Below are 13,687 nucleotides of genomic sequence, written 5' to 3' on the forward strand. Positions count from 1 at the left end.
TTACCCCTCCCCGCGATCGTCGGCGTCTGTCTCAGCACTGTCGCCACGTTGGCGACGGATCGCCTTCATCACCTTCGCCACGTCGGCCATGTCCACGTTCAATGAGCCGCCCTTGGCAGCGCGATGGAAGTCGGCTGCTGTTATGACGCCTGCCTCGTCGACGTCGCGCAGCGAGGTCATTGGCTTGCGCAGCCTTGCCGCCTGCTCCCAGTACTTCTGCAGCCTAAACTCTATGTCGAGACCACGCAGGCTGGTGCCGAGTTCCTGCGCGGCTCGGTCGGTCGAGGCATGGTAGAAGTTGCGGTACGGGGGACTACCGAAGCCTTCGGTGCCGCGTCCGTTCGCTCCCATCGCCTCGAGCATGAAGCCGCCAAGGTCGTTGGCAAAAGCCAGCAAATCTGCCCTCGCTCGATAGCCAAGAGTTGTGGTGAACTCGTTGGAGCGGAGGTTGAACTTCCTGTCGTCGGGGAGCTCTACGAATTCTTCCGCATCTTTCAGCATGGCCCATGTCTGAACATACGAGGCTGTGACGCGGTCGATTGCGGTCTCGGCCCATCGCTCCACCGCCGGCGGCGAAATCATTCTCTCAAGGAAACGATGAAAGATGTCGTGCGTCTCGATGACGTACCGGTCTCTTCTGCTCTGGGGCGTCGGTAGCAACATGACGAAGCCGACATGCGAGCGGCCGACTCGGCTCGACGCCTGGATGTACTCGGCGATATCGGATGGCAGACCCGCGAAGAACATGCTGTTGAAACGGTCTACGTCGACGCCGTGACTGATGGCGGATGTCGCGACGATACTGCGGAGGGTCTCGCCGACCTCCGGATAGCCGGCGGGTCCGAACGGCGCCTCGGCCTCTTTCATCACGCTCTGGATTTCCTGCATATCCACGCCGCCCGAAATCAAACGGCTGATGAACTTGGTATGCGGCAGGCTTGCCGTCCGATGCTTGTCGGCCACTGCGGAGTGCAACGCGTCGATGATCTGATCTCCGCCCTTCTTATTGGTGACGTAGGCGAGCGCGATACGATGCAGGTCGATCAGCGCCATAATGTCGCCGGCCCTGTCTTCGGCAAGGACGCGGTTGATGGCAGCCCGCCGCCATTCTCCACCCTCGTCGCCGGACACAGCCGAACGGAGTTCTGCAACTGCCGCAGCTGACGTCGAGGGGTCAAGCAGTGCAGACCAGAGGTGGGAGATAACCGTATGGAAGGAGCTGAGCACTCCGACCGTCGTCACCGTGTGGGTGGCGTCATTGGTCATCAAGGAGACGTAGAGCCGCATCCACGGAGCGGTCGCCTCCGGAGCGAGAGACGGCTCCAGCACCGCCGCGCGTTGGACCCTGGCAGCGTTATCCTTCGGTGGGCTCGCAGGCTCTGAGAAGAACGAATGATAGATGTCCGGTCCCGGATAGGGGAAGCGAAGTGGCTTTCGCTGGTATAGCACCTTGAGCTGCCTGTCCGGATTACTGATGGTGGCCGTGGCCGCGATGATCTTTGGAAGCCGAGGCGTCAAAGCGCCGGCCGAGTCCTTGTACCGGCTGACATCGAGCGCTGCTCCCGATATCCGATCAATGGACTTAAAAGTCTTCTCAAGGAGGGTGTCGAACAATGCGCTGAACGTACCGAGGCTATCCTCGAGGAGGTGCGCTTCGTCCTGGATGATCAAGGAAGGGAAAGGATCAAAGAAAACCTTCTCACCTGCGGCATAGGATGGGAACACGCCCGCCACTCCCTCGGCATTGGGACCAGCCTGCAGCTCCTCAACTTTACGCGGATTGCGGAGATGGCCGGCCGAATCGACCCACCGGGCCATTCCGAACATGCCGAGGATTTCCGTGATAGTCGAAGTGCTTTGTCCCAGCATCGCAAGCTTGTCGATGGTGCCGAGCAAGATCGCAGGTGCGCGCTGGTAGATGGTGTCGTCGGTGAGAAGGAAGGGGAGCGGCCCGCATTCGCCATGAGCCTTGTTCCACTCGCACTTTGCATTGAAGCAGACGATCGCGGCTCGCTCCCTCGTCGCACCCGGCGACTTAAATCGGCGCAGCCCGGTCAGCTCGCCGCAGCAAGGGCAGCGGGGCACCTTGTTGTAGGCGGCGACAACCTCGCGGTACCGGTTCGCAATCTTGTCCGTGCCGCTGTCGGCATCGAACGAGCTATCGTCCGGTTGGTCAGCCAGCGTCGGCAGATCGGGCTGCATCTCCGAGTATCTGTTCGGCGTGTTCGACGAACCGACCCAAAAGCCGATCTCGATCGGCCACCCGCCGATCTGCTTCTCGCGCCGTACGATTTCCGCCCATACGATGAGGCGAAGTAGCCGCTGGGCCTGCTGCAGTGTGAGGAGACGCAAGGGATAGCGGATCATCGCGGTGATGCCGCGATTCTTCCCACGAAGGCGGTCGAGGAAGATCGCGAACACAAGCGCGCCGTAGAACGCCTCGGACTTGCCTCCGCCCGTCGGGAAATACAGCAGGCTCGCGGCTTGCTCGTCGCGCTCTGCCTCGAACTCGTGGGCGTATTCCTCCATTCGCGAAGCGAAGGTCGGAATATGGGCAAGTATGAAGGCGAGCTGAAAGAGACGCCATTTGCGTTCCGGATCTTTCGGATCCCGTCTGGCAAAGGATTCGTTGGTCATCAACCATGCGCTCCAAGGAGCGGCCTCTCGGCGAAGCCTAGCATGTTCGGACGGCGCCGAAGTCGCGATCGCCAGTGCGGCCCCGCGAGACTTAACGAGTATCCTGATGCCGCGCTCAATGAGTTTCGCCTCGTAGCGCTGCCCAGCGACGTCCTCTTCAAAACGCTTCCGCTCCCGGACCACCTCGTCGGGCGGAAGGTTGGCGACAACTTTATTGCTAAGTTCGGCGACCTGTCTGTCGATCCATGTGATGTATTCACGGGGAAGATCCAGTAGCGCCGAGACGTCGTGGTCCTTCGCGAGCACGCTGAAACGACACTCGACGTCCACTTGGCGTGGAACGATCCGCGGCTGGGTGAAGCGCGGCGCCCATGTGGTCGAGATTTCCGTAACCTCGCCGGCGTCCGTAGCGACGATCCCGCAGTTCAAGCCGATCGCTGGATAAGAAAGGAAGTCGCGGAAACGGTACGATGGCTCCACGCGGTCCAAATGCACCGGCCGATGGTCGGCCTTGGCAACACGGACCTTCAGCTCGGTTCCGAATAAAGCATTGCATTTGACGGCGGCTTCTCGCGGAGTGAGTTCCCTGCAGGAGTTATCGAGGCTTACCCTCATGGACACCCGCGAGGGATCCATGAAATCGCGTTGGCGCTCGACCTTCAGTTCCAGGCCGCTGAAGTCCGGGAGTATCGCGGCGTCGAGGGGCTCTTGCTTCAGACCTTCGATGAAAGCGTTCCAGCTTGCTTCGCTTTGGGCGTCGGCCGGGCGGACGGTGCGGTTTCGCCAAGCCCACTTGCCCTCCTCACTTTTGAGCCAGTCGGCAAGCTGCGTCGTAATCGCGAGGCGCATGTTGGCTGAATACTCGATGCAAATCTTCTTCAGCGTGTCTTGGCAAGCGGACGCTGGCCATTCGAAGATTGGCAGCTTTAGATCGAGCCTCTTCCACTTCCCAGGAATTGGCGCCGGCGAAACGTGCTGCGTCGGGATCGAGCGCCCCTCGGTAATCAGCTTGCCAATATCGGGCGATGGAGTCGTCTCTTCGCTCTCCGCGGCGCCCTCGGTGGCCGGAACTTCGACCTCCGCTTTGTCGAAGCTCGCCGCCTCGTCGCCGCGTAGCGTGATACCGAACTCGCCGTAGACACTGCGACGAAGCTGATCCTGGATTTCACGCCTTCGCCGATGGAATTCGTCCTTTTGGCCGTGATCCATCGTACCCCAGTCGGGCCGTATCAAGTTTCCGCTAGCGTACAACGCCTCGCGGCGCTCCTTGATTTTCTCGTCGATGGCGGCCTTGGTCTCTCTCGAAAGCCTGAAGTCGATCTCGATCCCATACCGATCGCTGGATATCTCCTCCCAGGTGGGCAGCACTCTGACATAGACGGAAAACCGTGGCACGGCGGTCAGGACGGACCCTGCTTCCGCACAAATGTTGAAGTCCATACCGATAGCGGCGATCTTGATATCGGAGGTTTCGTCCTGGTTCGCACGCGACATGCGCGGCAGAAGTTGCCCAGAGAATACTCCACGCCTTGGCGACTTGCCGTAGACATATCTGCCCGCCTCATCGGTCCCACTCGCGCGCTGCGTGACCATGTTCACCAGCGCGTCGCAGACGGCCTCCTTAAGCTCGACGTCGATCTTCCCAAGTTCCTCGCCTGACTTTGGCTGGATCACGACCTGAACCTCCTGAGGGACCTGATTGGTGAAACATGCTCTTCCGCGAGACGCTGGAGCCGTTTGATCTCGGAGGCTCGCTGCGGTGTGTCTGCGAACGCAGCGGCCGCATGTGGATCGGTCAGGATGTTCCTGTAGGAATCGTGGAACGCCATCCCTGCGCGCATTCTGCTGTTGCGTTGCGCCTTCACTCCCAAGTGCCAGAAGCGGTTGGCGAGTCCCTCCCCGATACCCAGAGCAGAGGTGAACTTGAGAAACATCGCGTGGTGTTGAGGCGCCTGCGTTACGACCTCGTGCAAAGGTGCCCGCAACTGCTTGTCCAGATGCACCCAATAGCGGACTCGCTGCATCTCGAGGTCCGCGTCACCGATCTTTTCGATCAAAGTTCTCATCTTGTCGCTGTCGCTCAGTCCGGGCAACTTGCGGAAGCGCCGGACAACGTCCTCGTGATACTCGCGGATCGCCTCATGGGCGTTTGCTGTGATACTGAGCAACAGCCGAGCGCGATCAATAAAGTTCGCGCTGATCACGCAGAGTTCGTCGCCCTGCCTCACGTCTTGCGCATCGACCTGCTTGAATGCCTCGAGTGATCGGGTCCGGTCATACTGTACCAACCCCGTCCCCGGCCGGGCGATCATTCCCTGCCCGCTTTCCATCGTCAGTTCAATAAGTTCGACGCCGCCTCGGCTAGCCGGACCGGCCAAATCGATCACCGTCTCCGAGGGGAACTGAAGCTCCGCCGGCAGCGGCGGCATCTCGGTTATTTTGATCTGATAGTTTCCGAGACTGCCCAACTCGTCCCCCGATGACTTCGCGTACTTCCTAAGCCGAGACGCTATTTCTTGCTCTTCAATCTCCCCGGCCAACCTGGCAGCATCTCGAGAAGAGAACTGTAGAGTGTCGCCGTCCGCGAGGACGAACACCTGGCTCGGGAGCCAAAGTCGGGCAAAGAACGTGAGCACCCCGTCGCGCGCCGGAGCAACGGCGAAAATCTTCTTGAACTTGTTGCGGTCGGACGTTGGCCGGGCCGTGATGTCGGTTAGACCGCCTGGACCTGAGAACACGATCATATCGTTGTCGAGCCGTCCCTTGAGCTCCGGAATCCGCCTGGAAAGATCGGCCGTCGCAAACTCGGCGAGTGCCTGCGTCCGAAACATGAAGAGCGCCTTTGACGAGGCGTTCAGTATGCTGCGCACGATCGCTTCGAGGAGACTGGACATGGGCGTCGAGCGGGTAAGCCGCGCAATGATATCCTGGGCTTCCCGCAGGAGCGCCACGAGTTCGGAGCCACCGATCTGGCTCGCTGGGACGGAAGGATCGCTCAGAAACTGAACGGCGCCGGCGATCATATAGCTCGACATGAGGTCGGCTGCGGCCGCCTGGCCTTGCTCAGTACTTACAAAGTTGCTGAGCGAGGCGAGCGAGCCGGGAAGCGAGGCATTTCGACGAAGTTTGAAGATGACGTCCTGTACAGCGGCGGCGCCCTGAGCGTCGTGCATGCGCTGCGCCTTGTGTGCAACCGTTCGCAATTCTTCCGCCACCTTGGTGCCAGGGCCATTGAATCCTTTGACAGCAACGTTCTCGCAACCGCACCAGACGGCGCTTTCCTCGTCGCCAGCAAGAATCGACGACGACATTGCCGTGATCGTCTTCGACATAGCCGGCGGCACGGGGCGGTTTCGCACGCGCACGTTTTCATTGAAAATTTCAAAGCGTGCCTTGTCAAATGTCCAGGGGTCTTCCGTCACCACCAGCACGCCGGTCTTCGGGTGGGTCTTTCGGATTGCTTTGAACGTGGCGGCAGCCACACTCGTCCAATCTTCGCCGAGCCTGTTGCGCCCGGTCCGGGTTAGATCGACGATCACCAGATCGAGCCCGCTTCGAACTTTTCGCAGCGAAGCGGCCGGATCGTCGTCCTTTCTCAGGCCGTAGAGGAAATAGCTCGCCTTACTTCCATCGTCGGCATGCCCCTTTATCGTATTATGAACCTTGAGATCGGTCTTCGAACTCGTCCGCCACAGGAGCGTGCCCGAAGAATGCGCCTTGCCGTCGCAGGCGCCGTGAGGAAGTATCTCGTCCAGGGTAGGATGTTCGAACTCGGGATAGGTCCGTCCGTCGCGCGCTTTGCCAGTCAATGTTCGGACCCGGCTCAGCGTGTGGTGGTAGTCCTTTAGTGCGGAAGATTCGTCCTGCCCCACGGCCGAATGCCGTGAAAAGTGCGCCATATGGATGCGGCAGAGGTAGTCCCGATCAATCTGCACATCTCTGGCGGCCTCATGCGTCGTGCGTGCGTAGGGATAGAGAAGAGCCCTGAAACCGTTGGGGCGTTCGAAAGACTGGTGCGAAACGCCGCCGACCTTGATTGACCGCGGCGGGGCTACTGCGACGTCTGCGAGCGCCAGCAGCGATGCCAACGCCGAAAGGCAGATGTCGCGTGCGGGCCACGTCATCACCACCACGGCCTCGCCGCTGTTCATCGCGCCGAGAGCCTCGCGAAGGAGCTTGGTGTAGACGTCCGCCAGAGGGCGCGTGTCCGCTCCGATCGGCTTCAGCGGGATCTCCGACAGCGCAGATAGCCAAGTGTTTGCGTTTCGCACGGCTTCCTGTTGCGGGGCGGGAGCCTCGGTTGCCGATATGGTCCCTGACGCCAACCTCGCCTTTTGGGCTGCCGCCAGTTCTGAACGTCGCTTGAGCTGATCCTGCTGCTGTTTCCGTCGGTCCGAAAGTTCGGTGCCTGGCGCACTTCGGAAATTCGGTCCCGGCCCAGCCATCAGGAAGCCTCCGCCAATCTGTTACCGCCGCCCATCGCGTAGGCGATCAACGCGGCCTTCTCCGGATCCTTTGTCTTGCGCAGAGCCTTGCGAAAGAGTTTCGGCGGCGGCAGGTCTAGCTGCCGCAAAAGCTGGACGGAAACCGTCGCTGTGCCGGACACCGCGCGGTAGCGCTCATCGACGGCCGTGGTGTTCAGCAGTTTCGCCAGCAGCGCGACCTCGTCGGCATCGGGACCGTAGACGACGATCGTATGGTTTTCCGAGACGAAGCCCTTCCACGGTGCAACCGAATCCTTGTCGACGATCGCGGCAAGGATTCGTCTTGGTTGACTATTGTTGGAGGTGCGCTGGACGATAATGGCCGGCGTCGATACGATCGCCTGACTGCCCTCGGGAACGCGCACGAAATCGACGCCGTCACCTGTGCGGTTAACCGGAACGCACGGCTGTCCGGGCCGAACGTTCTTTGCCCAGACCAATGGGAACGCGTTAGTCTCTTCTCCCTTGCAAAACTTCTCCTGCTCCCGGTTCCAAACGAAGTAGCCGGCCTTCGCGACGACGCCGTAGTCTGCGATCGTCGCCCCGCCGCGCTCGCGGTTTGAATCGGACGGTGCTAGCCAAGGCGATGAAATGTCATCCGAAAGCACTCCCGTCGGAACAGGCCGCGTAATGCCCCTCGCCGTGAACTCCGGGAAATTCACCGGTAAGATCGTGCGATGAATGGCGCCTTTCCGCACGAGCAGGACGCTGATATCCTGCTGAACGTCGGCGAAGACGTCCTCGCGATTGGTCACCGTCCCGAGTGCCAAAATCTGGCCCTGGCTGGCGATAAACGATCGCATCTTGTCATAGAACGGTCCGCCCCTGAAACTCGACGGAACGACCAGGGCGACCAACCCGCCTGGTTTAGCCACTCGCAGGCAAAGCTCCGTAAACACGGCGTATTTATTGATATGTCCCGAGTGCGCGACCTTCCTCCAATGATCGTCTTTCAGGGCGGCCGGTGTGATTCTGCCATAGGGTGGGTTCGCTATTACTAGATTGTAAGAAGCGTGCGTGGTGGTATGAAGGCTGTCGTGGGTCTCTACAACACGTCGTCCACGGAATCCGCCGAGCTGCTCGGAGATAAGGTGTTCAGATATCTCGGCAAGGCAACGATCAATCTCGACGCCGTTGAGCCGGTAGGCGATGTCGAGCGGCTTTGCACCGGCGTCTCGCATTCGCGCAGCAATGATGGAAAGGAAGGCCGCTCCACCCGCAGCGGGGTCGAGCACGTCGTGTCGTCTGAGGTCGAATCCATGTTCTACCGCAAGATCGATGACGGCTTCTGCAAGGTACGGCGGCGTGAAATATGCAGCCTGGGCCCGACGGGCTTCCTGCGTCATCATCAGAGTATAGAGGGTTCCAATCCAATAGTTGCGCTCGTTGACCGGAAGGGCCGCGAGCCTGTTCCTCAGCAATGCGACCGGCGCCGCGTCATAGGGTGCCAGATCCATGCACACCGCCCCGAAGTCCGAACCATCAGGAAGCCGTTTCAAAAGCGCGCGCGCGGCCAAACGGGTCACCGTCAGCATCGATAGTTCGCTTAGCCCCCTGCCACTCAAGTCCTCAACCTCAGTCCCCCAAAGACAAAGATACCATGCCAGCGTGCACCCCGAGACTCAACCAGTGATTTTGAATTACTCTTGCAGAGTCTCGCCGCATATGCACGTTGAATCATGCTATATTGTCGCATGCCAAGCGGAATCACGGCTGGGTTTGGTGGCGAACTAAAGATATATTGCAAAAGTCAAACCTTGGGCTTCTTACAAGGTAAACGCAGACGTTCTACATGACTCCCCATGCCCGAGACCTCCCCCTCCCCCTTACCGTCATCTCCCTCAGGCCCAGTTCGCCAACAATCCGCCGCGCCGCCTGCGGCGTGACGTCGAGCGTCTTCGCCACCATGCCAGCCGAAAACAGCCGCCGCGCCATGACGAGTTCGACAAGTTGCGGGAGCCTCGATGACGTCCTGCATCCCTCGAGCTTTCGCTGCATCATCTGCCGCGCCAGCACCAGCCGGTCATGTTCCTTCAACCCGATCTCGGCGGCGATGGTCAGAGCCCGGGTTATGGACAGCAACCGCGTCTCCCGATCACGCTGCCGGCGCCGATCGACGGGAATGGCCTTGTCTTATGATTTCCACGCTTCTTGTTGAGATAAAGAAGCGCCGGAGAGGACGGCCATCCTTCTCCGGCGATGGGGGACGGATCGTGAAATGGCAGGTCGACGTTCTTGCGAATGCCGGGCCGAGCTAGAGTTTGATCGCCCCCATCTTTTCCTATCGTCCTGAACGGATACCTGAGCTTTGGGCTCGGATGACAAGCATAGGAGGCGGAAAAGATGACGGATATTACCATCGGCGCGGACATCTCGAAAGACCATATCGACTTGCACCGCCTGCCGGACGGCCAAACGCTGAATGTTACCAATGACCGCAAGGGCTTTGCTGCCATTCTCAAATGGATCGGCCCAAAGGGCGCGGGGCGCATTGTCTATGAGCCAACCGGCCCCTATCACAAGGCCTTCGAGCGCTTCATGGCGATGCAGGGATTGCAGCTCTGCAAGGTCAATCCCCGCGTTGCCCGGCGCTTTGCAGAGGCCACCGGCCGGCTTGCGAAGACAGACAGGATCGATGCCGCACTGTTGGCCCGCTTCGGCGCGCTTCTTGAACCGCGCATCCTGCAAGCCAACACGCAAATCCACAATGATCTGAAAGAGTTGCATATGGCGCGGCTGGCCCTCATCAAGGACAGGACCGCCGCGAAGAACAGGGCGAAGAACCTGTCCAATCCACTGTTGAAGAGACATAACACCCACCGGCTCAGGCAGATCGAGCGCCAGATCAAGGCCGTGGACGAGGCCATCATGGCGCTCATTGCCGAAGACGCGACCCTGAAGGCCAGGCTCGAGATTCTCATCTCGATCCCTGGCGTGTCGCGGGTCACGGCCTTTACGCTGCTCATCGAGATGCCCGAACTGGGGGAACTTGACGAGAAAGCCGCAGCCGCGCTCTCGGGACTGGCGCCGATCTCCCGTCAGTCCGGACGATGGACCGGACGCGCTTTCATTGCCGGCGGAAGGGCCATCGTCCGGCAAGCACTCTACATGCCGGCCCTCGTTGCATGCCGCTTCAACCCGGAACTCAGCGCCAAATACGACCTCCTCATCAAAGCCGGCAAGCCGCCGAAGGTCGCCATCAACAGCCATCATGCGAAAGATCATCCTGCTGGCAAACGCACTCCTGCGGAAAAACCAAAAATGGACACCAAAAGCCGCTTGATCAAAACGGATACTCTAGCCCCAGATTGGGTGCCGGGCTTTGTAGACCGCTTCTGGGTCTACCAGCTCGGCAACCAGCGCACCGACACCATCGGCGGCATGGGCAAGACGTATGACAGCAAGCCCGTCTTCTACATGGTGGCTGAAGGTCACGCTCGGTCAACCCGCACGGGTTTTCGACGACGCCGCATTCATCCAAACCATTAAAGTGCTATCGATCTTATGAGCGAAATTGGCAATCGATTTGCGTTAGCCGTCGCTTTTGAGACGCATGCCTTCGCATGCGGGCAAAGACGCACCGGGAAACGCATGACTCTTCACAAGACCAACGAGGCCGAGCTGCCCCTTCTTACGGTTAGCTCTAGCGAATTGGATTTCCGAACACTCATCGAGGCTGATTGTCCGCCGCCGATCGCCTTCAAGGACCGTCATGCACTGCAGGCATGGGCTGATGGTAAGGGGCTGGAAATCACCTCGATTGGAAGACGAAATGAAAATGATCACGTCGCAGTCGTCCACGGAAAGATCGTGCCGTACGGACAAAAAAAAAAGGCCTCGCCTACGAACAGGTATGGGCCAGCATCAACTATGAGCGTTACCGCAATGCCGTAAAATTCAAAATCAGGACGACTGAGAAGAGCTTAAAGACGGTTGATCTCTATGACAGCGATCATGCCGTGGCAAAAACACGCTTATCGAAGGTCTGGCCAGATGCATGGGTCAACATGCTGCTCGTTGAAAAAAGTCTGAACCGGTCGATTGGCAGCCTGCTGGAAAAGGACCCGATAACACCGGAGGCCGGAGCAAACCTAATTGTTGCGAACCTCGAATGCATACTGAAGCTGTTTCTTGTAAGGACTGCCGAACTCAAGCGTGACCGGGTGGGCGAATACCTGAAGGAAGCTGAAACGCAGTTTCTTTCCTTTCCCCGCGGCTCGGCCGATCTGATTCACGCGATGATGGGAAACAACGCTTCCGGATTCTTCGCTCATCTGGAACGCGAGCAACTGGCTACAATCACAGCGGTTACCCAGTAACAAACGTCGCCGCACGTCCGGGAGCGGAGGCTGCAAGTAGCAGGTAAGGGCCATCTGCCGCGCGCGGGCCGCACAATGTGCGTGCCCGAACCTTGATCAGGCTGGCGTCGGGTGTCCGCTGTCCGAGGACTAAGGCCGGTCTGGAAGGCACCGTTTTGGCTTTACTGGCACGTTTAGTGTCTTATCTAGCGAGAGAAGCGCACTGCCCGTCGCCACCAAACAACGACGAACCGGTAGCCGACTACAGAACTCCCCACGCCCGAAACCTCCCCCTCCCCGTCATCTCTCTGAGGCCGAGCTCCAAAACAATCCGCCGCGCCGCCTGCGGCGTGACGTCGAGCGCCTTCGCTACCATCCCGGCGGAGATCAGCGGCTTCGTCATGACGAGCTCAACGAGCTCCGGCAACTTCGACGAGGTCCTGCGTCTTTCCAGCTTGCGCTCCATCATTTGCCGAGCCAAAACCAGCCGGTCATGCTCCTTCATGCCGATCTCGCCGGCTGCGATCAGCCCGTGGGCGATGGCGAACAGCCGGGTTTCCCGGTCGCGATGGCGGCGCCGGTCAACGGGAATGGTTTTCAGGCCGAGATTGATGGCGGCGAGATGGGCGCCTGATGTGATGCCCGCTTCCCGCAAGATGGAAGCGGCAAACAGCCGGCCGAGCCAGGGCGCGTGTTGCAGCACGGACAGTTCGTTCCAGGCATCGAGGGCGACGATCGCCCGCAGCACCGCCGGCAGATCACTTGCTTGCCGCAACACGCCTTGCCATTCGTCGAGACGGGCATCCTCGTCCCAGTCGAGATCATAAATCATAGGGTCCCTCTCGGCTGCAGCGCGGCCTTTGGCTCCACCAGGCCGGGTTGCGTTTTCGATCGCGGCCGACGATCGCGCAAGCGTCGCATCGATGGCCGCGATATCGAGACCCGGAAGACTGACGCCGTCATTGTCGTCATCCCCCTCCCCTTCCAGAACTGTGGCAGCCGCGGGCCGCTTTACACCCGCCGGATCCACCGCCTCGGCGCCGAGCGCACCAGTGTCCGACGATTGTCGCAATGTCCGGATACCCTCTGGGGACAGGGCCCAATCCGGCAACTGGCCGGCAATGCGCCGGCGGGTGCGCAAAACGTCGCGGGCGATGGTGAGTTCGTGGGTCGGGGTGCGGGTGTCGCGAAAGGCGTCGTGCAGGATGAGGTCTTCGAGATGGACGAGTTCGCCGTCGATCCACAGCGAGGCGCAGGCGTCGGCGAAATTCTGACGCTCAATCCAGCCAGCGCCGACAGGCGAACGCGCGATGCGCTCGTCCAGACGCGTGAAAGCGATACCAGCGTCGAAAGCCGGCCGCATCAGGGCTGTCATGCTGATTTTCGCGAGGTCGTAAGCCATTGAAATCATGGTAAATGATTTCTTACACGAACTCTATATCAAAGTTAATGTTCCTCACTGAGTGTGGCTGCCAGCCGGCCCTCTCACTTCCGATAAGTACCTCTTATCGGAGGTTATGCGTACAAAGCTATTGTACGCATAGCCATTCGAGCATAATCTGGCGCCCGGATCAGTTTTCGGAGGCCGTCCCATGCCACAGTCGACCTACAAGATCAGCGAGGCGCGCAAGAATTTCGCCGAGGTGCTCGAACGCGCCAACCAGGGCGAAGAGATCATCATCATGCGCGGCAATGAGATCTATGCCCGCGTCGGCCCGGCCGACGGCGGCAAGCGGCCGTTTGGCCTGCTGCGTCATCGCCAACTTCCCGACGATTTGTTCGACGAGGTCGATGCCGAACAGGCGGCGATCGACGCCGGCGACTTCACCGACGATACCGGCATCTGGCAGGGCGCGTCCACCGATCCCAAGAACCACTCATGAAACTGCTGCTCGACAGTCATGCCGTCTACTGGTGGACGATCGGCAGCGACCGCCTTTCCATAAAGGCACGGTCGCTGATCGAGGACAAGGCCAACACGATCCTCGTCAGCGCCGTCTCCTTCTACGAACTCGACAACAAGATGCGGCTGAAGAAGCTCGACTTGAAACCGCAGGAATTGCGCGCCGCGGTGACAGCCAGCGGCCTGCTGACACTTGCCATCAGCGATCTGCATGCCGAGCTGGCGGCCGCTTTCGATTGGGAGCATCGCGATCCCTGGGACCGGATCCTCGCCGCCCAGGCGCGGCTCGAGCATTGCGCTTTCGTCTCGACCGATCTGGTATTCGATGCAGTGCTGCACGAACGTGTCTGGTAGAGGACGTTGAA

Annotated in this window: 9 protein-coding genes and 2 pseudogenes; 6 read left to right on the plus strand and 5 right to left on the minus strand. The window is 59.9% G+C overall.

The annotated features are described in order from the left end of the window. The 4 genes and pseudogenes from ACQ7C1_RS26810 to ACQ7C1_RS26825 form a co-directional block, all read right to left on the minus strand. The gene (locus ACQ7C1_RS26810; protein ID WP_430960455.1) at positions 1–4,311 is read right to left on the minus strand and encodes a DEAD/DEAH box helicase family protein; all 4,311 of its coding nucleotides are present in this window, start codon (positions 4,309–4,311) and stop codon (positions 1–3) included. Next, the gene (locus ACQ7C1_RS26815) at positions 4,308–7,082 is read right to left on the minus strand and encodes a hypothetical protein (protein WP_430960456.1); all 2,775 of its coding nucleotides are present in this window, start codon (positions 7,080–7,082) and stop codon (positions 4,308–4,310) included. Before ACQ7C1_RS26815 ends, ACQ7C1_RS26810 begins: the two co-directional genes overlap by 4 nt. Beyond that, complete coding sequence (locus tag ACQ7C1_RS26820; protein WP_430960457.1) at positions 7,082–8,656, minus strand: N-6 DNA methylase; 1,575 nt, start codon at positions 8,654–8,656, stop codon at positions 7,082–7,084. Before ACQ7C1_RS26820 ends, ACQ7C1_RS26815 begins: the two co-directional genes overlap by 1 nt. A 253-nt stretch (positions 8,657–8,909) precedes the next feature. After that, positions 8,910–9,251 (minus strand): annotated as a pseudogene (locus tag ACQ7C1_RS26825) (helix-turn-helix domain-containing protein); the annotation flags it as partial. A gap of 213 nt (positions 9,252–9,464) precedes the next feature. Between ACQ7C1_RS26825 and ACQ7C1_RS26830 the strand changes: the two are divergent. The 4 genes and pseudogenes from ACQ7C1_RS26830 to ACQ7C1_RS26845 all read left to right on the plus strand — a co-directional run bounded on the left by ACQ7C1_RS26830 (position 9,465) and on the right by ACQ7C1_RS26845 (position 11,440). Continuing rightward, a pseudogene (locus tag ACQ7C1_RS26830) lies at positions 9,465–10,404 on the plus strand (IS110 family transposase). Further along, positions 10,383–10,610, plus strand: a complete 228-nt coding sequence (locus tag ACQ7C1_RS26835; RefSeq protein WP_430960458.1) for a hypothetical protein — start codon at positions 10,383–10,385, stop codon at positions 10,608–10,610. Before ACQ7C1_RS26830 ends, ACQ7C1_RS26835 begins: the two are co-directional and overlap by 22 nt. A 102-nt stretch (positions 10,611–10,712) precedes the next feature. Then, positions 10,713–11,015 (plus strand): hypothetical protein, encoded by a 303-nt coding sequence (locus ACQ7C1_RS26840; protein WP_430960459.1) that lies wholly within the window; start codon positions 10,713–10,715, stop codon positions 11,013–11,015. 65 nt (positions 11,016–11,080) lie between these two features. After that, positions 11,081–11,440, plus strand: coding sequence for a hypothetical protein (locus ACQ7C1_RS26845; RefSeq protein WP_430960460.1), 360 nt, complete (start codon positions 11,081–11,083; stop codon positions 11,438–11,440). Positions 11,441–11,681: 241 nt separating this feature from the next. Here ACQ7C1_RS26845 and ACQ7C1_RS26850 read toward each other — a convergent pair whose 3' ends face one another. Next, complete coding sequence (locus ACQ7C1_RS26850; protein WP_430960461.1) at positions 11,682–12,830, minus strand: RHE_PE00001 family protein; 1,149 nt, start codon at positions 12,828–12,830, stop codon at positions 11,682–11,684. A gap of 181 nt (positions 12,831–13,011) precedes the next feature. Between ACQ7C1_RS26850 and ACQ7C1_RS26855 the strand changes: the two genes are divergently transcribed. Together ACQ7C1_RS26855 and ACQ7C1_RS26860 are read left to right on the plus strand one after the other, a co-directional pair. Next, positions 13,012–13,302: a type II toxin-antitoxin system Phd/YefM family antitoxin gene (locus tag ACQ7C1_RS26855; protein WP_430960462.1), complete on the plus strand. Its 291-nt coding sequence runs from the start codon at positions 13,012–13,014 to the stop codon at positions 13,300–13,302. After that, on the plus strand, positions 13,299–13,676 hold the full coding sequence (locus tag ACQ7C1_RS26860; RefSeq protein WP_430960463.1) for a type II toxin-antitoxin system VapC family toxin: 378 nt from the start codon (positions 13,299–13,301) through the stop codon (positions 13,674–13,676). The genes ACQ7C1_RS26855 and ACQ7C1_RS26860 overlap by 4 nt, the downstream gene beginning before the upstream one ends. The last annotated feature ends 11 nt before the right edge of the window (positions 13,677–13,687 follow it).

The sequence above is a fragment of the Rhizobium sp. Nf11,1 genome (assembly GCF_050587665.1).
Lineage (GTDB): Bacteria > Pseudomonadota > Alphaproteobacteria > Rhizobiales > Rhizobiaceae > Rhizobium.

Bases quoted from the DNA above. Each gene is read 5' to 3' on its own strand.
- ACQ7C1_RS26815 (WP_430960456.1), bottom strand. From the start codon at position 7,082: ATGGCTGGGCCGGGACCGAATTTCCGAAGTGCGCCAGGCACCGAACTT.
- ACQ7C1_RS26820 (WP_430960457.1), bottom strand. From the start codon at position 8,656: ATGCTGACGGTGACCCGTTTGGCCGCGCGCGCGCTTTTGAAACGGCTT.
- ACQ7C1_RS26835 (WP_430960458.1), top strand. From the start codon at position 10,383: ATGGACACCAAAAGCCGCTTGATCAAAACGGATACTCTAGCCCCAGAT.
- ACQ7C1_RS26840 (WP_430960459.1), top strand. From the start codon at position 10,713: ATGACTCTTCACAAGACCAACGAGGCCGAGCTGCCCCTTCTTACGGTT.
- ACQ7C1_RS26850 (WP_430960461.1), bottom strand. From the start codon at position 12,830: ATGATTTCAATGGCTTACGACCTCGCGAAAATCAGCATGACAGCCCTG.
- ACQ7C1_RS26855 (WP_430960462.1), top strand. From the start codon at position 13,012: ATGCCACAGTCGACCTACAAGATCAGCGAGGCGCGCAAGAATTTCGCC.
- ACQ7C1_RS26860 (WP_430960463.1), top strand. From the start codon at position 13,299: ATGAAACTGCTGCTCGACAGTCATGCCGTCTACTGGTGGACGATCGGC.